Here is a 20,559-nt window from a genome sequence, read left to right as displayed (position 1 = left end):
GACAACAAACTCAGATGCACTGCGGGCGCTCACCGCGCGCGAGGCGGCGGTTGATGTCGGCCACGACTTCAGGCAGATCGGCAATCGTGTCGATCTCGTAGTGCGGTCGGCAGGCGGCAAAGCCGGCCGAGATGGCAACGCGATGACGCGCGCGCTCATCCGCAGACAGCGCGGCGTATTCCGCGTACGGCAGGCCCAGCGCGTTGCCCGACATCAGCAGCGCAACGGTCCACATGCCGGCGCGGCGGCCTTCTTCGATGCCGGGCACGGTGTCGTCGACCTTTACGCAGGCAGCCACATCGCCAATGGCAAGATCGACCACGCAACGCAGGGCCTGCGCGGGCCACGGGCGGGCGCGGGGCACTTCGTCGCAAGCGACCACGCAGTCGGGCGTGTAGCCGGCCTTGGCAGCCAGATCGACCACGCGGTCCATCACGACGCGCGGGTAACCCGAGCACGTGCCGATCTTCAAACCCGCTTCGCGCAGTGCGGCGACGGTGTCCAGCGCGCCCGGAATCAGTGCGGAATGCGCACCGACCTTTTCGATCTGCAGCGGCATGAAGCGGTTGTAGATGGCGGTGACATCGTCATCGGTCGGCATGCGACCGTGCGCGAGCGAGAAACGCGCGGCAATCGCGCCGTCGTTGCACAGCGTGCGGATGTGGTCCCACTTGCCCAGGCCCATCGGGCCGCGCGCTTCGTCCAGCGTGATGGCGACGCCAAATTCCGCAAACGCTTCCACGAAGATCTGCGTGGGCGCAAACGAGCCAAAGTCGACCACGGTGCCGGCCCAGTCGAGCACCGCAGCTTCCAGCCGCAACGACGTGCTGCCGGGATTGAGGCGGTCTGCGCCCGCCTGGCGCGCCGTGATTGGGGAGGAATCACCCATGTTCTTGCTTCCTTTCTGCTGTGGTTCTGCTGTTGCGATGACGGACTAAGAATTCAATGCGCCGCCGTGCGCCAGGCCTGCGTGCGGCGTACGATGCCGCGCATGGCCAGCTCCAGCAGCAGCGATACGACGATCGACGTGACGAGAATGAGCGTGGACATGGCCGCAGCGGGGCCGATGTCGCCGGCGTCGTCCATGTTCAACACGGCCACGGACGCCAGCACGGTGTCCGGGCTGTAGAGGAAGATCACCGCCGACACGGTCGTCATGGCCGACACGAACAAGTAGCGCGCGCACGACAGGACGGCGGGCAGGCACATCGGCAGCGTCACGCGCCAGTACGTGCGCAGCGCCGACACCTTGAGAGAAGCCGACACCGCCTCGAACACCGGATCGAGCTGCCCGAGCGACGCCACCGACGTCAGGTGCGCTGCCGTGGCGCAGTGCATGATCGTGCAGAGCACCATCAGCGCCATGCCGCCATACAGGCCGTTGAGCGGATTGGCCGGATGGTTGAAGAAGAACACGTAGCCCAGACCGAGCACGAGGCCGGGCACCGCCATCGGCAGCAGCACCGCAAAGCGGATGGCCGAATGCAGCCAGCCTGCGGCACGCGTCTTTTCGACCAGCCACGCGCCGGTGAAGATCAGCGCGGTCCCGAACACAGTGGTAAGCGCGGCCAGCTTCAGGCTGTTGCGATACGCGAGCCAGCCGCCGCCGTCCATGTTGTCGAAGTCGTAGTTGCGCAGCGACAGCTCGAGGTTGTACGGCCAGAGCTTCACCAGCGACGCGCCTACGGCGGTGGCCAGCATCAGCAGAATCCCGCCAACCACCAACGCGCTCAGCAATAGGAAAAGCCCGTCACGCAGGCGATCCGGCTGCGGGTGATAGGGTTGTGCGCGGCTGGCCAGCGCGGCGTGCTGACGACGCTGCACGAGGCGCTCGACCGCAAAGGTCAGCAGCGCAGGCAGCAGCAGCATCAAGCCGATGACGGCGCCGCGCGCAAACTGCTGCTGCCCCACCACCGCCTTGTAGGCCTCCACGGCCAGCACCTGATAGCTGCCGCCCACCACGGTCGGCACGCCAAAGTCGGTCGCCACCAGCGTGAAGACCAGCGCAAAGGCACCAAACAAGCCGTAGCGCGCGCCGGGCAGCGTGACCGTGCGGAACGTGCGCCATGGGCTCGCCCCCATGGCACGCGCGGCGTCATACAGGCGGCCATCCGCCAGCGTGAGCGTTGCCAGCAGCAACATCAGTGCATACGGGAAGGTGTAGAACACCTCGCCCAGCACGATGCCCCAGAAGCCATAGATGTTGCTGCCGTTCATCCATGCCTTGAACAGGCCCTGGTTGCCGAACAGGTAGACCAGCGCAATGCCGGGCAGCAACGACGGCGCAAACAGCGGCAGCATCGCCAGCGTGCGCATCGTGCCGCGCAACGGCATGCGCGTGCGTTGCACCGCATAGGCAAGGGCAAACGCCAGCGGCACCACAATCGCTGCCACGGCGCTGGAGACCGCCAGCGTACGCCCCACCATGGCCAGGAAATTCGGCCCCTGCACCACGTGGGCGACCAGCGCGAAGCCATGCTCGTCCGTGCTGCGGGCACTGGCAACGAGGCCCGTAGCCTGCAACAGCATCATCGCCGTGGGCAGCAGCAGACCGAGGGTGAGCAACAGCAACCAGCCGAGCTTCATGCCGGTCAGCACCGGCGCATCGGTACGCCAGAATGGCCGGCTCGCAGCGCGAACCGGTTCGGATTGCGTGGCCACAACCACGTTGGTCTCGGGAGGCAGCATCGACATCGTGGCCTCAGGCATACACGCGCAGGCCGTCGCGCTCCAGCGCGATCCACAGCTTGCTGTCGCCCAGGCCGCTGCGGCCGGCTTGCAGCGCGCTCGATGCCACTTCTGCCACCAGCGGCGCATCGGCCAGGCCATCGATCGACAACGTCACGCGCGTGCGGCTGCCCAGGTAGATCTGATCGACCACGCGGGCCAGATGGCGGTTGGGGGCGTCGTCGTCGGGGTGCAGCGTGACGGCCTCGGGGCGGCAGAAGAGCCGGCCTGGCGTCGAGGCACTGTCTGCGAAAGCGGGATCGAGTAGCAGCGGTTGGCCTGCCAGCGTGGGCGTGCCGTCTTCGGCGCGCTCCAGCGGCAGCCAGTTGGCCTGGCCGACGAACCCGGCGACGAAGCCGGTAGCCGGCCGCGAATAGATCTCCGCCGGCGAGCCGGTCTGCTCGATGCGGCCGTTGGACATGACCGCGATGCGATCGGCCATCGCCATGGCCTCGTCCTGGTCGTGCGTGACCATCAACGTGGTGACGTTCAGCTTGCGCTGCAGGCGTCGCAGCTCGATACGCAGGTGTTCGCGCACCTGCGCGTCCAGCGCCGACATCGGCTCGTCCAGCAGCAACAGCGACGGCGCGGGCGCCAGCGCGCGGGCCAGTGCCACGCGCTGCTGCTGGCCGCCCGACAGCTGCGACGGGTATTTCGCCTCGCTGCCGGCCAGGCCGACCAGCGCCAGCATCTCCGAGACACGCGCCTGCATGCGCGCACGGTTGCCGTTGCTGGTGTCCAGCCCGTAGCCGACGTTCTGCGCAACCGTCAGGTTGGGGAACAGCGCGTACGACTGGAAGACGATGCCGTAGTCACGCTCGCGCGGCGGCAGGTTGGAAATATCGCGGCCCCCGGCGACGATCTGGCCGCCGTCGTGCGCCTCCAGCCCGGCAATGATGCGCAGCAAGGTCGTCTTGCCGCAGCCCGACGGGCCCAGCAGGCAGACGAATTCGCCCTGTGCGACATCCAGCGACACACCATCGAGCGCCGTGAACACGCCAAAGCGGCGCGAGACGTGTCGCACGGACAGGAACGGCGCGGCGGAACCCGAGGCGGGATTGGAAACAGGCTGAGGTAGGGGCACGGGGGCGCAGACAGTGGCAAAAACGGTCGCCACTGTAGCCAGCCGACATGTACCCCTTGTGGCAGTTACCCCAAAAACGCCAATGCGCGCATTTCCGGATTTTGGTTCGGTCTACGACGCGACTGGCCGGACTTGGCGCAGGAAGGCGGCAATCAACCGCGCCTCGCGCCGATCCTGCAGGCAGTACAGGTATTCGCTCAGTTCCGGCGCGCCGCCTTCGAACGGCAGCACGCGCAGATCGGCGTGGCTTGGCACTTCCTGGCGGGCGATGACGCTCACGCCCAGGTTGCGCGTGATGGCCTCGCGGATAGATTCCCTGCTGCCGATCTCCACCGTGGAAGCCGGCGTCACGCCTGCCTGGGCCATCATCGTTTCGGTCATGGCGCGCGTGGTCGACCCGACTTCGCGCACCAGCAGCCGGCATTGCGACAGCGCGCTGACCGGCACGCTCGTCCGATCGGCCAGCGCGTGGCTGCGATGCACCACCAGCACCAGCGGATCGCGCGCCAGTTCAATACGCAGAAAGCGCGCGTCGTCCACGCGCTGCGACGACGACGCCACGTCCACCCGGTACTCCTGCAGCGCCTCGAGCATCTGCACCGAGTTGCCGGCTTCAATGCTGACGTCGATGCCGGGATGGCTCTTGCAGAAGCGATCCACGATGTCGAGCACGTAATAGGGCGCCGTCGCGCCGATGCGCAGGTGGCCCGAGCCCATGTCGCCGGAATTGCGCAGGAAGAAGTCGATCTCGGTTTCCTGGCGCACGAGCTGGTCCACCAGCGGCATCAGCCGCACGCCGGCGTCCGACAGGGCCAGGCGGCGCCCGCCCCTGTAAAACAGCTCGACGCCGTAGGCCTCTTCCAGGGCGCGTATCTGCGAAGTCACGGTCGGCTGCGACAGGCCAAGCTGCTTGGCGGCCAGCGTGATGCTGCCCAGGCGGGCGACCATGAAGAACGATTTGAGCTGCGCGACGAGCATCGGCGGGTGGCGTATGGAGCGCCTATGTGGCGCTGTGATGGAGCGGGCGGCCCCGCCGCCAAAGTGGCTTCGGGCGCCCTCCTCCGTTTTCTGCTTCTACATCCCGCAGCTACGACTTTTTCAACCTTTTCGACAACGCAAACTTTGCGCACCCCCACATCGGGGGGAATTGAGGGCTGTGAAGCCGTCATTTCCACGGATCGAATCCGCCACTTCGCCTTGAGAATCCGTCCGCGTGTTGCGTCTGGGCGGTCACGAGCCGCGCTCGCGCAGGCATTCGGTATTTGCGGATTTGGAGAGAAGTGGATGGAACGCAGCAGCAACAACGTACGCGGCACTAAACAATGGACCATCGCGATGATGGTGGCAGCAGCAGGCGCCCTGGCCGCATGTGGCGGTGGCGGTGGTGGCGGCGGTTCGGGGGCCACCCCGGCGGCAACGCAAAGCTCATCCGCCAATATCACCGTGGCATCGGCATGCAGCGGGGCGAACTGCGGCGCGCTGGGCAATACTTACGCCGGCTCGGGCGTGGGCGTGTGGCAAGCGACCAATACGGGCGGATCGGCCGGCACGGTTCCGGTGTCGATCGCGGGGCTGACGGGCCAGAGCGTGACGCTCGTCTACACCAACCAGAGCGCGGCGGCGCAGCCGATGCCGTCCGTCTCCCTCTCGGGCCTGGGGCTGCTCAGCACCACCGGCACGACGGTCCCCAAGACTGCCGCCGACTTGGCAGGCAATGACGCGAACGCGGCGTTCGACCGGCAGCTTTCCGATTTCAACATCCATGCGCTGGACGGCTACGCCACCGGCGCCGGCCCGCTCAAGACGCAAGGCGCCTCCAACGATACGGTGCTGCGTCCGCAGTCTGTCGCCAGCGTCGGCACGCAGCGCACGTGGAACCACCAGCAGCCGGACGGCACCGCGACGGTGCGCACGGCCACGCTGCGCCAGCAAGCCACCGCCACCGACGGCCGCATCGTCAACCTGTGGGTGGAAAACACCGAATACGGCTCCAGCAAGATCAGCGACGGCATCATCAACACGCTCATCACCAAGTTTGCTTCGGGCACGCAGTCGGTCTATACGCTGGCCACTTCGCTGGTCGGCCAGCCGTGGGGCAGCTACTCCAGCTCGGCCAGCCTGATCGATCCGAACCAGGCGCTCGACATCGTGGTGCTGAACATCCAGCCCGATGGCCAGGCCTATGGCCGCGTGGGCTACTTCTGGGCGCGCAACAACTTCACCACCAGCTCGCAGCCGCTGTCGAACCAGTCGCTGTCGCTCTACGTGGATTCGGAAACCATCTACCTGGGCGGCACCAACGGGTTGAACACCGTCATCTCGACGCTCGGTCATGAGTTCACGCACATGGCCAACTTCTATCAGCGCGGCGTGCTGCACGGCTCGCAGTACATGTACGGCACGTGGCTGGAAGAAATGACGGCGATGACGATGGAAGACGTGCTCTCCAGCCAGATCGACCCGAGCTTCAACAACGTGCGCGACAGCCGCTTCCCGGCCTGGCTGCAAAGCGCGTACGACTGCTCGCTGACGGCGTTCGATCCGTCGCTGTCGTCGTCGTGTCCCGGGTATCCGATTTCGGGCAGCCTGGGCGGCTTCCTGCTGCGCCAATACGGCATTGTGTACTACACGAACCTGCTGCAGAACTTCTCGTCGACGGATTCGACTGCGGTACTGAACAACGCCATCCAGGCCGGCGGTGGTGCGGGCCTGGGCGATGCAACGGGCCGCTGGGGCACGGCGGTCGCGCTGCTGCCGGTGCCGGGCAGCCCGTCGGGCTTCGCGTATCCGGCACGCTCGGACAGCGGCTTCTCGATCCCGGCGCTGAATGGCCCGAGCTACAGCAGCCAGCGCACGATGCCGACGTCCGTGCCGGCGACGCTGCAAGGCTTCGGCCAGTTCCCGGTGGCGCGCGGCACGAAGGCCGGCACGTACAGCGAGACGATCACGGTGCCGGCGTATTCCACGGTGTCGATCATCATCCACTGACACCACACAGGCTCATGGAGCCTGCTCCCCTTTCGGGTTCCCCCGAGCGGCGGAATCCAGCGAAGCATCCAAAAGAAAAAGGCGCCGTGGGCATTTAACCCACGGCGCCTTTTTCACATCACACATCTGCGCATCAGGAACGACCCGACGCAGCTGCGACAACGCAGTTACATCTGCACGGTGTCGGCGACTTCCTTGAAGTCTTCGATCTGGTCGAAGTTCATGTACTGGTAGATCTTGTCGCCGTTGGCGGTGAGCACGCCCATGTCGGCCATGTACTCTTCCTTGGTCGGGATCTTGCCCAGACGCGAGCAGATCGCCGCCAATTCCGCCGAGCCCAGATACACGTTCGTGTTCTTGCCCAGACGGTTCGGGAAGTTACGCGTGGACGTCGACATGACCGTCGCGCCTTCGCGCACCTGTGCCTGGTTGCCCATGCACAGCGAGCAGCCCGGCATTTCGGTACGTGCGCCCGCCGTGCCGAACACGCCGTAGTGACCTTCTTCGGTCAGCTGCTTCTGGTCCATCTTGGTCGGGGGCGCCACCCACAGCTTGACCGGGATGTCGCGCTTGCCTTCCAGCAGCTTCGACGCGGCACGGAAGTGACCGATGTTGGTCATGCACGAGCCGATGAACACTTCGTCGATGGTCGCGCCGGCCACGTCGGACAGCGTCTTCACGTCGTCCGGGTCGTTCGGGCAAGCCACGATCGGCTCGTGGATGTCGGCCAGGTCGATCTCGATGACGGCAGCGTATTCAGCGTCGGCATCCGGTTGCAGCAGTTGCGGATCCGCCAGCCATGCTTCCATCGCCTTGATGCGGCGCTGCAGGCTGCGGGCGTCCTGGTAGCCCTGCGCGATCATCCACTTGAGCAGCGTGATATTGCTGTTCAGGTATTCGATGATCGGTTCCTTGTTCAGGTGCACCGTGCAACCCGCGGCCGAACGCTCGGCAGATGCATCCGACAGTTCGAACGCTTGCTCGACCTTCAGGTCAGGCAGGCCTTCGATTTCGAGAATGCGGCCCGAGAAGATGTTCTTCTTGCCCTGCTTGGCAACCGTCAGCATGCCTTGCTTGATCGCGTACAGCGGAATCGCGTTGACGAGGTCGCGCAGCGTGACGCCCGGCTGCATCTTGCCCTTGAAGCGGACTAGCACCGATTCCGGCATGTCCAGCGGCATCGTGCCGGTGGCAGCCGCGAAGGCGACCAAGCCGGAGCCCGCCGGGAAGCTGATGCCGATCGGGAAGCGCGTGTGCGAATCGCCGCCGGTACCGACGGTGTCGGGCAGCAGCATGCGGTTCAGCCACGAGTGGATCACGCCGTCGCCCGGGCGCAGCGCGATGCCGCCACGGGTGCTGATGAAGTTCGGCAGCGTCTGGTGCGTCTTCACGTCCACCGGCTTCGGATACGCGGCGGTGTGGCAGAACGACTGCATGACGAGGTCGGCCGAGAAGCCCAGGCACGCCAGGTCCTTCAGTTCGTCGCGGGTCATCGGGCCCGTGGTGTCCTGCGAGCCGACCGAGGTCATCTTCGGTTCGCAGTACGTGCCCGGACGGATGCCCTGGCCTTCCGGCAGGCCGCACGCGCGACCGACCATCTTCTGCGCCAGCGAGAAGCCCTTGCCGCTGTCGGCCGGCTGATGGGGCAGGCGGAACAGCGTTGACGGTGCGAGGCCCAGCGCTTCACGCGCCTTGGCGGTCAGGCCGCGGCCGATGATCAGCGGAATGCGGCCGCCGGCGCGCACTTCGTCGAACAGCACGTCGGACTTCACCTGGAATTCGGCGATGACCTTGCCGTCCTTCAGTGCCTTGCCTTCGTACGGGCGCAGTTCGACCACGTCGCCCATTTCCATCTGCGACACGTCAAGTTCGATCGGCAGCGCGCCGGCATCTTCCATCGTGTTGTAGAAGATCGGGGCGATCTTGCCGCCGAGGCACACGCCGCCAAAGCGCTTGTTCGGAACGAACGGGATGTCCTCACCCGTGAACCACAGCACCGAGTTGGTGGCCGACTTGCGCGAGGAGCCGGTGCCGACCACGTCGCCCACGTAGGCGACCAGGTGACCCTTTTCCTTCAGCGATTCAATGAACTTGACCGGTCCGCGCTTGCCGTCTTCTTCCGGCGTGATGCCCGGGCGTGCGTTCTTCAGCATCGCCAGCGCGTGCATCGGGATGTCCGGGCGGGTGGTGGCGTCCGGGGCCGGCGACAGGTCGTCGGTGTTGGTTTCGCCCGTGACCTTGAACACGGTGATGGTCAGGCTTTCCGGCACTTCCGGACGGCTCGTGAACCATTCGGCGTCGGCCCAGCTTTGCAGCACGGCGCGCGCGTTGGCATTGCCCTTGTCGGCGAGTTCCTTCACGTCATGGAACTGGTCGAACATCAGCAGCGTCTTCTTCAGCGCTTCTGCGGCCGTCGCGCCGACGTCGGCGTCGGACAGCAGTTCGATCAGCGGCTGGATGTTGTAGCCGCCCAGCATCGTGCCGAGCAGCTCGGTGGCGTGGGCACGCGAAATCAGCGCGCAGGCGGTCTCGCCCTTGGCCACGGCGGCCAGGAAGCCGGCCTTCACGCGAGCAGCCTCGTCCACGCCGGCAGGCACGCGATGGGTGATCAGGTCGACCAGGGTCTGCTCTTCGCCAGCGGGCGGGTTCGTCAGCAGTTCGACCAGTTCAGCGGTCTGTTGAGCCGTCAGCGGCAACGGGGGAATACCGAGCGCGGCGCGAGCGGCCACGTGAGCGCGATAGTTTTCAAGCATGGAAGACCTGCTGAGATGACGTTACAGGGGAATCTTTTAGGGCACCCCGAGCTGTCCGGGGCGCCGCTTGGGCGCGATTCTAATCGCAATACCCCGCACGGTCAAATGTCTTATATCTTATATAAGAGTTGAGCTTGCGAAACGGCCTTCCCTCATATTCAGCGCCGATCGGTGATTTTGATTTTTCCCATGTAGAACAAACAGTTAGATCGGCTTTTTCGAGCGGCGGCAACACGACCAATGACTTGGCCAGACGAGGCGCGGCGTCGATTTCGACTGCGTACCTCCTCAAGTTCCGGGGGAAGATGCCGAAGGAGGTTCCGATGTATAGCGGCAAGCGCATGACCGCCTTGCCAAAGCCCAACGAAAACAATGCTATGCGAGTCGATCCGTCCGTCGCCATCAATGCCGCGCTCCCGTCGCAGAGCCGGCCACCCAACGCTTCAGCCGAGAGCGCAATGACGCCCCCATCCGCGTCGAAAGGCGATAGAGTTCGCCCCACCGCAGATGGAGCCCCTTCTTCAACTGGCTTGAAAGCATCATCGGGCGATGGCGCGGAATCCGGCGACAGCCCCGTGGTCAAGCAGTTGAAGGCGCAGATCAACGCGCTGCGGCAACGGCTTTCGGCGTTGCAGCGCCAGATCGAGACCGAATCAAAACAAGCCAGTGTCGACAAGGAGGCCGCCGCCAAACTGCAGGCCCTGTCGACGGAAGCGAGAGCGGTATCGGCAGCACTTGAAACTGCGCAGGGCCAACTCGCACAGGCGCAGCAAGCTGAAGGGAAAAGCTCGGGAAGCCTGTTTTCCGCGACAGCCTGAGAAGATGGCAATACGGAAATTGCTGCCGCTCGGCGGTCAGCTCAAATCTTCAGGTGGATTCTCTGGGTATGCCGCCCGGCACAGATCGAGCGCCTCGGCGCGGACCCAGTGAAGCGCCGGATCGTGATCGGGGGCGCGGATACCTGTCCTCGAATTCCGCCCCGACCCGCCGCAGACGCTGCTCGTCGCCTGCGTGTGGTCACACTGGCGCGCGACCAAGCCTGGCGAGAAGGATCTGCTGTCGTTCGCCATCATCACCGAGGATCCGCCGCCGGAGATTGCGGCGACGGGGGCACGACCGCGTGCTGATTCCGATCAAGCCAGAGAACATTGATGCGTGGCTGAACCCGGAAGCGCGCGACCTCGATGCGTCAGACGCGATTCTTGAGGACAAGCTGCGACTGTACTTCACGCATCGCTCTGCAACGTGAAGAGTCGCTCTGGGTACCGCTGTTTTCACGCGACCACTTCAACCAGCCAGCAGCTTGCCATTGAGAAGCATGTGCAGTGTTCTGACGAAAAGAACCACGATCGCGATGCTCAGCATGGCAAGGAGGAGGATCGCAATCAGCGTCACGGGCCAGGTCTGAACGAACATCGAATATTTCAGCGCAGCACTTGCGAGGGCCGCCATCGGAAAGCTGATGGCCCACCAGCCGGACGCGAACGGAATTCCCCTGCGAAATACTTTGGGCGCCAGCGTAAGGAATATGAAGAGGCCGAAGTAGAAGAGCAACCCAGAGAATGTGTCAACGCGCTGCGTAAAGTTGGTGTAGGCAAGAAAGCCCACTTCGAACGGTGCCATCAGAATCAGCAGCGAAGGAACCATGCCTGCGGGCAAAGGCTCGTGATGAATCATTCGCGACATGATCATCGTGAAGAACAGCAGCGCGATCATCGTTCCAACGGCCAGCGCGAACATGTTGACTTCATGGGCCCACAGCATCGGCATGTTCCCACCTGCAACAGCGATGTCCAGCGTGGCGACTCCCGGGATAAACCACGCAGGGACCGCGTGCGCGGCGTCTATCTTGCCCTGCAGCAGTCGGCTCGCAATCGTGAAACATAGGGCGATCGTCGCAATGGTGCCGACGCTCCAAATGACTTCGGCAATGGGCTGGCTCACTTGCCCAACGACCGCGGAGAGCAGCAGGATAGCGATGGTGATCGTGCCGAAGAAGTTGCCTGCGATGGGATGTCGGAACTCAGCGCGGACCGCATCCGGATGTCGGATCGCCTTGGCGAGATATCCCCCGCCGAGCACCAGGAACACGACGATGGCCAGCACACCGGCCGCTGCCGATATCAGTGGAGTGACACCAAATTCCTGACTGGCTTGGCGCCATGCGATGGAGAGTCCAGCCATACCCATTACCGACGCAAACAAATTGACGGGCAGATTTTTGATGGAAGCGTTTCGTTGCAAAGCCGGCGGATGGGTACGCGAAAGTGTCGACACAGCCCGTTCTCCAAATTCTCGGCGCGGCCGCCGACGGGAAGCCAGAATGGTAGATGTTTTCACGCAGAAAGATAATCTGGCAATATTTGGAATAATCCTTCCAAAAAATGAGAAATGGCCGACCGTTTCGCATCCATGTCGATCTTGGTGGCGGTGGTCGACGCCGGGAGTTTCTCTGCAGCAGCGCGCCGGCTCGAGATACCGCTTGCAACGGTCAGTCGCAAGGTTGCAGAACTTGAGTCGCACCTGAAAACCCGATTGCTGCATCGCTCTACCCGGCAACTTGCCTTGACTGAAGCCGGACAATCCTATGTCGCCGCATGCCGGCGCATTCTGGAGGAAGTGGGAGAGGCAGAGCGCGCCGCGTCGGGGGAATATGCGGCGCCTAAGGGGGAACTCGTCATTACGGCGCCCCTTGTTTTCGGACGCCTGCAGTTGTTGCCGGTGGTCGCCGAATTTCTTGCCACTTACCCGGACATCGATGTGCGGATGGTGCTGACCGATCGCGTGCTGCACCTTCTTGAAGACCAGGTCGACGTCGCCGTTCGGATCGGTGACCTACCCGACAGCAGCTTCATCGCCACGCGGATCGGCACAACGCGTCGGGTCGTTTGCGCGAGCCCTGCCTACTTCGCCGAACATGGTACGCCGACGACTCCCCAGGAGCTGATCGGCCATGCATGCATCACCATGGAACAGATTGCATCCAAGCAAGTCTGGACCTTCCTGTCGGGTCAGGCAGAGGTCGAGATACCCATCCGCTCGCGGCTGGTCGTGAGCACCGCCGAAGCCGCAATCGACGCGGCGGTGGCCGGCGTGGGCCTGACTCGCGTGCTCTCCTACCAAGTGGCGGAGGCGGTGCGTGCCGGTGCGGTCACGACCGCGCTCGAGGCGTTCGAACCTGCACCGTGGCCCGTCAGCCTTGTCTACCTTGGGCAGGGAATCCTGCCATTGAAGCTGCGCGCATTTCTTGATTTTGTCGGACCGCGTTTGAAAGCTCTGTTGGAAGATCTGAGTATCTGATTGCCTTTTGCTTTGCTCTACGCCGTCGGGATACTCGCTGATCCACGTGTCACTCTCCCGCTTCGTGGACGGGCGAACGGTTGGTCGCTCTTTTTTAGGGTTTCGCCGCAGTTTGCCGACGCTGCGTCAAAACACGCTTTCAAGCACTCGCCCGTTACAGCGCCTCCCCTTCAGCCAGCATGCCCACCGCGCGCAGGTCCTTGTCGAGGCCGCCCCGTCGCAGACCGCCTTGATGGATCTCCGCAATGCGCGCCGTTTCGGCGTCGAGCTTCTTCTGCGCAAGTTCGACGATGCGCGGGACATCCGCACGCGGAATCACGACGACGCCATCAGCATCGCCGACCACGAGATCGCCGGGATTGACCGCTGCGCCGCCGGCGGAAATCGGATGGTTGACGCGACCGGCCACGCTTTTCGTGGGGCCGCACGGGTTCAGACCGGCCGAGAAAATCGGATAGTCGCCGTTGGCGAGTTCATGCGAATCGCGCACGGCGGCGTCGATCACGATGCCTGCGATACCGCTGACCTTCGCTTGCGTCGCCATGATCTCGCCTAGCAGCGCGCAGGTCATGTCGCCCTTGCCGTCCACGACGATGACGTCGCCCGGCTTGGCGATGGCCAACGCGGCATGAATCGCCAGGTTGTCACCCGGACGGACCTCGACCGTAACCGCCGGCCCCGCCACCTTCATCTTCGACGACAGCGGCTTCACGCGGCCGTGCACGGTACCGCGTCTGCCTGCCACATCCGCGAGGATGGCGGCCTGAAACTTCGCAGCCGCTTCAACGAGATGCGGCGGTACGCGGTCGATGTCGCGGATGATCGGTTGATTTGTGTCGGCTTGCATGGCTTGGTCCTTTTTCGTTAGTTTTACTCTGTACACCAATGGTGTATCTAACGAAACAACTCTATCCCGGTAAGGCGGCGCCATGCCAGTAGCGTTAACCCGTTGTACCGTGCAAACTGCTGTTGTATCCAATACAACGCACTGCAACACGCATTGAGCGGCAGTGGTGCGCACGGTTTGCCGAGAAACGGCATGAGACACGCAGCGGGCTTCTGGCTCGGGCGGCCATGGAGCTGATGGCGCATGGGTAGGATGGGCGGCCGGATGGTCCCCTTTTTTTGAGGGGCTTTGCCGCAAAGCCGATTGGCAGACTCCGCCACTCCGAACCTATGCCAAAAGGCAGCCCCGCCCCTTCATTTCACAAGCGACAGCCGCAAGACTTCGCCAATGTGGCGCCGATACGCTGCAGTACTCCATCCGCGCTTGACCACCAGATCGTCCCAAGTCCCAGATGAGGTGGCCGACCAGATGAGATCTGCCGCCGCGGAAACTGTGATCCCATCGCGCAGCATGCCGTCCGCCTTAAGACGCCCCGCCACAACGCGGCAGCCTTCCAGGCGATCGCTTTGCCTGTCTTGCCATGCCTGCTCCGCATCGGGATCCTGCCGCCGCAAAAGCTCAAAGGCATCTGCCAGCGGCTTATACGCGGGGCACAGCCGAGCCTGCCGGTCCACAAGGGCAAGCAGTGCAGCAACCCCGTTCTCGGCCGCCCTGATGCGCGCCTGCTCCTGAACAATTCCCCGCTTGCCGTCGACATATCGAAGCAGCGCAACGAACAGATCCGCCTTGCTCTCAAAAATCAGATAGAGCGCTTGGCGCGACAGGCCCGCCTGCTTGGCAATTTGGCTCATCGTGATGCCGGTTGCACCGCCCTCGATGAGCGCCAATGTGGCTTGCAGGATGCGCGCGCGCGTCGTTGGCTCTGAACTTGACACTGTGTAAACTCCGGCTTAGTTTACACAGTGTAAAGTGGCATTCTCCTTTTGAGAATGGCCCAACTGAAGAACACCATGCAAGTACACATATTCCGAGGGCAAGGCCGCATATTCGGGTTCACGTTGGATGACCGCGGCACCAATCTGCCCGAGCGGCACGGCCCGTGGACCCCGTTCAAGGTGCTCGACATGCACCCGGATGAGCCGCATCGTGGCGTCGATGTGAACTCGTGCCTGGACGATATCGAGCAACATGGATTCCATCTCACCGACGCGCACGAGCGAATTACGCATTTGAATGTCACGTAGCGCGCGCCGTCGACGGCGGCCTGCGGATTCAGGAGGTCAAGCTACGTCTAAAACAACCCCACCGGCTCCGCCGCCCGATCCCAGCTGTAAATCACCACCTCGCGCCGCGCCATCCCCTGCCCGCCGCGATGGAGCATAATTTCGGACGATTTCCGAACGGCTCCTGAATACAACCCCGCAATGCCATATGTAGTTACCGAATCCTGCGTCCGATGCGGGGCGCCAGCGAAGCGCTGTTTTGCAATAGGAATCAACGCCTTAGATCGGATTTTCGGCACAGAAACCCAATGAAATTGCCGGGCATTCGGGGCAATAGAATCAATGACTTGGCGGAGGGTCTTGAACGCGTTCTAACGCTCAATTTGCGGTCGTGCCGGTGACGCTGATTTCCTGCCCCCGCCACGGCGCAGACCCAGACATGTACATCACAAGCACGCACGTTCAGCAATGGCTCCATACGGGTAAGGCGAAGACACTCCCCGTAGAAGTCGCAGCCCAACTCGGCGACCATTTGAACCGCCTGCCATGGTTTCCAGGCGGTGGCGGTCTCGACTGGAATCAGCTGGCCGGGAACCGCCTCGATCTATCAACGCTGACAGAAGAGAAACTGGACGATTGGCTCCGCAGCACTGTTATGGGCGGCCATTCGCACCTCGTCTTCTTCTACGCCGACAACCAGCCCTGCATCGCGTGCGATGTCGAGTTCGGCATGGCGAATATCGATGAGGCATTCTGGGGCGCCCCAGGAAAGCGGTACGTATTTGGGGCAACGTTGGAAGCCGGACGCATCCTGCCTGCAGCATCCCACTTCGCTGAATTCGATGGCGCAGGCACGTTGGTGGCATCTTCTCGCGCCCGGGTATGAACATCTAGAAGCCCGCGGACCCAGCCGCGCAGCAACTGACTGCACGTTGGCAACGTATCCATGATCTTTTCAAAAAGGACGACGGATCGCTGCCAGACTTGTTTGTGAGAGACCTGACCCGAGACCAAGCGGTCGCCGTGTACGAGTGGGTCATGTCGCACTCCCAGCCTTCCGAGAACTCAACAGCCTGGCACATTAAAGACAATAGGGATGTCCCGATCTCCGCCCTCCCAGCGCCTGCACGGGCATTCATCGATGGCGAAATCGAATTGTTCCGCCATGGGCTTGTTGGCCTGTCAATCGCCGGCGTCGAATTGCCCTACCTGACGATCAGCGTTGAAAGCATCGAGTGCGTGTCGTTTGACTACCGCAAAGGGCCGGAGTGGACCGAGCACACTATCAATGCACTGCTTGAGATGCTCGCTCGCATTCACGCACTGGCGCCCAACGCCCAGATCGAGCATGCCGAGGAAGGATCCAACCGGCCCCCCACTGCGCACTTTGCAGAAGCGCTTCCGAAATTCGAGGTTACGCGCAACTAGGTGCGCCCCTTCATCGGCGTGACCTCACCTTTCGCGCACCCAGTCACTTAGGCCGACACGATGTCGAGAGCCGGAAGTTCGCCTCCGACGACATCCGTCGAGTGCTCCTGGCCGATGAACGGAGCCACAAACTCGCTCGAAAAAAAATGCCTGGTACGCGGGCAACCTGCCCCTCTCCTTGCCTTGTCTGTCAAGGCAGAGCGTCGACTACCTGCTGAAATCTGCGAGGGTCGAAGTAGTCGTGATACGCGCTGATCAGACCGTGCCTGAACCGGAACACTGCGATGTTCGAGTTCGTGTATTCGGACCCGTTTCGCAGTATCGCTCGATTTCTGTATTCGACGACGACCGCGTCCGAATCGGCGGCAGGATAGATGTCGGAGATAACAGCGTCAAAACTCTGGAAATTGTTAAACAGAGAGCGGAACGCTGAGGAGATCGCTGACGCACCTTGAATGCTTGATCCGAATCCTTCAGGCGGATAAAACACCAAAATCTTCGCATCGGGATGCCACAGTTGTATCCATGCGTCGATATCCTTCTTGCAGAGAAGTTCAAAAAAGGACCGGACCTGACCGACATAGCTCGTACCAACGTTTTCCACGTTCTCCATAACGTAATCCCGTTGTCATTTGTAGAGGACCATTTTTCGCCAATGGCTAATTCTTGAAAGGCGGACGACTCTCGATCTGGTGGCCAACCGGTATAAGGTCGCCTGGTTTCAGGTCCGCACGCGCACCGAGATCGCAAGTAGCAGGAAGGTCTTCACCAAGCCTCCCAAAATTAGCCGGTAGACTTCGCAAAATACGACCACCGCCGACCCAGCGGATCTACGAACTGGCGTAGAAAGATGGGGATGATGAGGCGGCGACAGTGCCCGCGCGGAAGGCGCTCCAGCGCCTCCCAGGTGCGCCTCCGTCCACGTCTGCATTGTCTACGTTGACCCGTAGCATCGAATACCTCGCGCTCAGCACCGAGCAACTGAAGGCCATTGGCGACCGCTATGGCGGCAAGCCCGCGTTCTACGTCCAGAAATATCCCGGCATCTACTGCGCCCGCCGCGACAACCTGCGCGGCTTCTCGAAAGGCCAATACGGCCACACGCACGGCCTGATTCTGGTCGACGCGTTCTATGAATAAGTGAAGCAGCCGGACGGCACAAACGTCGTGCTCGAATTCCGCCCCGACCCGCCGCAGACGCTGCTCGTCGCCTGCGTGTGGTCACACTGGCGCGCCACCAAGCCGGGCGAAAAGGATCTGCTGTCGTTCGCCATCATCACCGAGGATCCGCCGCCGGAGATTGCGGCGACGGGGCACGACCGCGTGCTGATTCCGATCAAGCCAGAGAACATCGATGCGTGGCTGAACCCGGAAGCGCGCGACCTCGATGCATCAGATGCGATTCTTGAGGACAAGCTGCGGCCGTATTACGCGCATCGCACGGCGACGTGACAGAGACGCGTCAGACGGGTTCGGTTTTCGTTAGATCAGATAGTAATTAGTCGAAATCGATCTGCGAACGCTATGCCTTAAAGTCCCGACACCAAAAATACCAATGAGAGCCGAGAATGGTGGGGAATCACAGGCTGATGACAAGCGTATTGCACCGGATTTTCTATGCAGTCCGACTGGCCATGGCTGTCGCGATGGGGGCGGCTTCACTGCCCGCACAAGCTGACAACGCCATTACGATGTTCATCGGCGACGACGGCTATCTGTCCCAGACGGTAGAAGGTATCTGTGTTCCGCGCACTCACCGAAAACAATGTCGACCGGATGGGGCGAGTACGACGTTGTTGGCAGCAAGGTGTCCGGCCCAAACAGTTGCGAACTGAGCCTCGTTGTAAGGGTGCCCAGTGAGTGGAGTTCTCCACGCACTCTGACTCGAGGCTGGCCGGTGTATACCCAGCTTGCCTGCCCAGACGGCTCGCTCACCCCGGATAACATTTGCACGCCTCGCCAACCTGTCCAGGCTTGCACCGTTGCGTATCCAGTTATCCCCGGTACAGGAACAAAAATCCTCGTCGAGAATGACAGTGCCAGCGCGGAGCTTCCTCTGACGCGAGCCTATCGCTCATACGTGACCTTTGGAATTAACGCCGGCACGGGAAAGTGGCTCTTCAACTGGCAACGCGCGCTGGATACGAATATCGCCCGGTTCGCGACGCCCCAGGTTTCCGCGTGGCGCGATAACGGCTCTATTCTCTACTTCCAAAAGAACGGCGCTGTTTGGTCAACTGCCAGCAGCAGTGACACCCTACAGGCAGTCATTGATGGAAATGGGGCCACGACCGGATGGCTCTACAAGGTTGGCCAAACCGGCGTTGTAGAGACATACGATGCCGACGGTCGCTTGCAATCCGTACGGGAGCGTAACGGGCGTACTACTCAGTTGGCGTATGACACGTCCAAGCGCCTGACGACGGTAACAGCGCCGAGTGGCCGTGCTTTGACATTCGCATACGACGCCAGCGGACGTGTCGCAACTGTCACCGCTCCAGATGGCGCGGTCACAAAGTACGCCTATAACGCCTCCGGCATGCTGACGACTGTCACTTGGCCGGACAACAACAACCGTCAATACGTTTACGAGAACACGCGGTTCCCGACCGCCTTGACCGGCGTGATAGACGAGGCCGGCGTTCGTTACACAACGTATGCCTACGATGACCGCGGGCGAGCCATCAGCAGCGAGGTGACACCCTCCTCAGATCGCTACCAGTTCCAGTATCCGTCGAACGGACAGACGATCGTCACGCTTCCGTCGGGTACAACCAGCACATACACCTTCCTGCAGCAAAACGGCGTGCTGCTGCCCACGGGCGTCTCAGCCCCCTGCCCGACTTGCGGCAGCACCGCGCAGAGCACGAGCTACGACGCCAATAACAATCCGACGAGCAAGACAGGGTACGACGGCTCAACAACGTCATACGCTTATGACCGGCTCGGCCGAGAAACCCAGCGCATCGAGGGTGCGGGAACTCCAGACGCGAAAACAACTACAACGGAATGGGATCCCCAACATGGTTTGGCAGCCCGTATCGCGGCACCGAACAAGATTGAGGCGTTTTCCTACGATGCGAACGGCAATTTGCTCTCGTACACCGTTACGCCGACGAGCGATGCCAATGGTAGCCAAGGTTTCGGAGCTCCAGCTTCTGGCGCCGTGGAGCGTACAGAGTGGACATACGACGGCGGCGGCCGCGTCTTAACGGCCACGGAGCGTACCGACAATGAGATCACTGGCACATGGACATTCGCATACAACGCACAGGGCGACCTCCAATCTGTCACGAACCCGGAAGGCAAGACCGGCAGCGTTCTTCAATATGATGCAGCCGGCCGTGTACTTGAGGCCACCGACGTTCATGGAGTTCACCTCAAGTTTCGGTACAACGCCCGAGGCTTGCTGACCGACTACGAGTTTGATGACCAACATATTCAGTATGAATATGACGCCTTCGGCCGGGCTACCGCCGTGCTCGGGCCGCAGAGCTTTGTGACGCGGTATGTCTACGATGCTGCGCACCGCCTCATCGAAGTGTTAGACAACGTCACGCTTCCCGAAGCCTCGACACAGAACAGCCAGATCAGCCCGTTCAGTGTCACGCAAAGCGAACGGGCAATTTCCCAGCCCACGACCTTGCAAGCCGTGCGCAATATGGTCGCCCACGCTTGGAACAGGGTCGTTGGATGGTTCAAACGGCAGTTGAGCAGCATCATCTCTTCCGCTCATGCTGAAGTTGTGGTCGGAGGGATGACGACTTATCGGCCCCCCGTACCTGTGCCCGTGGGGCCTCAAGCAAATAAGCCGTCACCTTACCCTGAAGACGAAATTGATCCGAGCGCCAATAGTGCTAAGAGAACGATCGGCTCTGTAATATCCAAGATTGCAGATGCCTGCAAGACTGGCGATCCGTGCGAAGAACTTCAGCGCCAGATCCGAGACATCTCGGGGAAGCTTGAAACAAAAATCAGGCAACAACTGGCTGACAAATGGAATTTCTTCGAGAACGCCTACTCCGAGAACCCCGGCGGCGCGATCGCCGGCAAGGGGACGTGGCTGGGGCATGATGCGCAAATTACTGGGCTGAAGACCGGACTTGCGAGAAAGGTCATGGAAGCCAAGGTCATGGGATGCCAAGTGCCGCCCGAGGTGTTGCGACAGATTGCCTCGCCAAATCCCCAGAGACCTGCAAGGTGAAATTT

Annotated in this window: 16 protein-coding genes and 2 pseudogenes; 9 read left to right on the top strand and 9 right to left on the bottom strand. The window is 62.2% G+C overall.

Annotated features, from left to right (window positions below; genetic code table 11):
• Positions 1-10 precede the first annotated feature (10 nt).
• The 4 genes from phnX to ABIC76_RS00240 form a co-directional block, all read right to left on the bottom strand.
• Positions 11-889: a phosphonoacetaldehyde hydrolase gene (phnX, locus tag ABIC76_RS00255; RefSeq protein ID WP_354532562.1), complete on the bottom strand. Its 879-nt coding sequence runs from the start codon at positions 887-889 to the stop codon at positions 11-13.
• 53 nt (positions 890-942) lie between these two features.
• On the bottom strand, positions 943-2,694 hold the full coding sequence (locus ABIC76_RS00250) for a putative 2-aminoethylphosphonate ABC transporter permease subunit (RefSeq protein WP_354532561.1): 1,752 nt from the start codon (positions 2,692-2,694) through the stop codon (positions 943-945).
• A gap of 7 nt (positions 2,695-2,701) precedes the next feature.
• Positions 2,702-3,844 (bottom strand): putative 2-aminoethylphosphonate ABC transporter ATP-binding protein, encoded by a 1,143-nt coding sequence (locus ABIC76_RS00245; RefSeq protein WP_354532560.1) that lies wholly within the window; start codon positions 3,842-3,844, stop codon positions 2,702-2,704.
• 78 nt (positions 3,845-3,922) lie between these two features.
• Positions 3,923-4,789, bottom strand: coding sequence for a LysR family transcriptional regulator (locus tag ABIC76_RS00240; RefSeq protein WP_354532559.1), 867 nt, complete (start codon positions 4,787-4,789; stop codon positions 3,923-3,925).
• A 306-nt stretch (positions 4,790-5,095) separates the two neighbouring features.
• Between ABIC76_RS00240 and ABIC76_RS00235 the strand changes: the two genes are divergently transcribed.
• Positions 5,096-6,799 (top strand): M30 family zinc metallopeptidase, encoded by a 1,704-nt coding sequence (locus tag ABIC76_RS00235; protein WP_354532558.1) that lies wholly within the window; start codon positions 5,096-5,098, stop codon positions 6,797-6,799.
• 167 nt (positions 6,800-6,966) lie between these two features.
• Here ABIC76_RS00235 and acnB read toward each other — a convergent pair whose 3' ends face one another.
• Entirely contained in the window at positions 6,967-9,552 is a 2,586-nt protein-coding gene (gene acnB / locus ABIC76_RS00230) for a bifunctional aconitate hydratase 2/2-methylisocitrate dehydratase (RefSeq protein ID WP_102067722.1), read from the bottom strand.
• A gap of 134 nt (positions 9,553-9,686) precedes the next feature.
• On the opposite strand from acnB, the gene ABIC76_RS00225 reads away from it, so the two are divergent.
• Both ABIC76_RS00225 and ABIC76_RS00220 read left to right on the top strand, forming a co-directional pair.
• Positions 9,687-10,370 carry a hypothetical protein gene (locus ABIC76_RS00225; protein WP_354532557.1) on the top strand — a complete coding sequence of 228 codons (684 nt, stop codon included), beginning with the start codon at positions 9,687-9,689 and terminating at the stop codon, positions 10,368-10,370.
• A 145-nt stretch (positions 10,371-10,515) separates the two neighbouring features.
• A pseudogene (locus ABIC76_RS00220) lies at positions 10,516-10,801 on the top strand (SOS response-associated peptidase family protein); the annotation flags it as partial.
• A gap of 38 nt (positions 10,802-10,839) precedes the next feature.
• Here the strand turns inward: ABIC76_RS00220 and ABIC76_RS00215 are convergent.
• A complete protein-coding gene (locus ABIC76_RS00215) occupies positions 10,840-11,829 on the bottom strand; it encodes an SLAC1 anion channel family protein (RefSeq protein WP_354532556.1) in 990 nt (329 codons plus the stop codon).
• A 114-nt stretch (positions 11,830-11,943) separates the two neighbouring features.
• On the opposite strand from ABIC76_RS00215, the gene ABIC76_RS00210 reads away from it, so the two are divergent.
• Positions 11,944-12,852 carry a LysR family transcriptional regulator gene (locus ABIC76_RS00210; protein WP_354532555.1) on the top strand — a complete coding sequence of 303 codons (909 nt, stop codon included), beginning with the start codon at positions 11,944-11,946 and terminating at the stop codon, positions 12,850-12,852.
• 154 nt (positions 12,853-13,006) lie between these two features.
• Here the strand turns inward: ABIC76_RS00210 and ABIC76_RS00205 are convergent, their stop codons facing one another.
• Both ABIC76_RS00205 and ABIC76_RS00200 read right to left on the bottom strand, forming a co-directional pair.
• Positions 13,007-13,699, bottom strand: coding sequence for an RraA family protein (locus tag ABIC76_RS00205; protein WP_354532554.1), 693 nt, complete (start codon positions 13,697-13,699; stop codon positions 13,007-13,009).
• Between the two features lie 353 nt (positions 13,700-14,052).
• Positions 14,053-14,634, bottom strand: coding sequence for a TetR/AcrR family transcriptional regulator (locus ABIC76_RS00200; protein WP_354532553.1), 582 nt, complete (start codon positions 14,632-14,634; stop codon positions 14,053-14,055).
• 75 nt (positions 14,635-14,709) lie between these two features.
• Between ABIC76_RS00200 and ABIC76_RS00195 the strand changes: the two genes are divergently transcribed.
• The 3 genes from ABIC76_RS00195 (at position 14,710) to ABIC76_RS00185 (ending at position 16,350) form a co-directional block, all read left to right on the top strand.
• Positions 14,710-14,943, top strand: coding sequence for a hypothetical protein (locus ABIC76_RS00195; RefSeq protein ID WP_354532552.1), 234 nt, complete (start codon positions 14,710-14,712; stop codon positions 14,941-14,943).
• A gap of 418 nt (positions 14,944-15,361) precedes the next feature.
• Positions 15,362-15,808 carry a hypothetical protein gene (locus ABIC76_RS00190; protein ID WP_354532551.1) on the top strand — a complete coding sequence of 149 codons (447 nt, stop codon included), beginning with the start codon at positions 15,362-15,364 and terminating at the stop codon, positions 15,806-15,808.
• 152 nt (positions 15,809-15,960) lie between these two features.
• Positions 15,961-16,350 (top strand): hypothetical protein, encoded by a 390-nt coding sequence (locus ABIC76_RS00185; RefSeq protein ID WP_354532550.1) that lies wholly within the window; start codon positions 15,961-15,963, stop codon positions 16,348-16,350.
• A 190-nt stretch (positions 16,351-16,540) separates the two neighbouring features.
• Here ABIC76_RS00185 and ABIC76_RS00180 read toward each other — a convergent pair whose 3' ends face one another.
• Complete coding sequence (locus tag ABIC76_RS00180) at positions 16,541-16,963, bottom strand: nuclear transport factor 2 family protein (protein WP_354532549.1); 423 nt, start codon at positions 16,961-16,963, stop codon at positions 16,541-16,543.
• Positions 16,964-17,349: 386 nt separating this feature from the next.
• On the opposite strand from ABIC76_RS00180, the pseudogene ABIC76_RS00175 reads away from it, so the two are divergent.
• Both ABIC76_RS00175 and ABIC76_RS00170 read left to right on the top strand, forming a co-directional pair.
• Positions 17,350-17,802, top strand: a pseudogene (locus ABIC76_RS00175) (SOS response-associated peptidase family protein); the annotation flags it as partial.
• Positions 17,803-18,247: 445 nt separating this feature from the next.
• The gene (locus ABIC76_RS00170) at positions 18,248-20,554 is read left to right on the top strand and encodes an RHS repeat domain-containing protein (protein WP_354532548.1); all 2,307 of its coding nucleotides are present in this window, start codon (positions 18,248-18,250) and stop codon (positions 20,552-20,554) included.
• Positions 20,555-20,559: the final 5 nt, after the last annotated feature.

It is taken from the genome of Ralstonia sp. 1138, from assembly GCF_040544795.1.
In the GTDB taxonomy this organism is placed as follows: Bacteria; Pseudomonadota; Gammaproteobacteria; order Burkholderiales; family Burkholderiaceae; genus Ralstonia; species Ralstonia flatus.
Note: the sequence above shows the minus strand (reverse complement) of the source record. Positions and strands in the feature narration are given on the sequence as shown.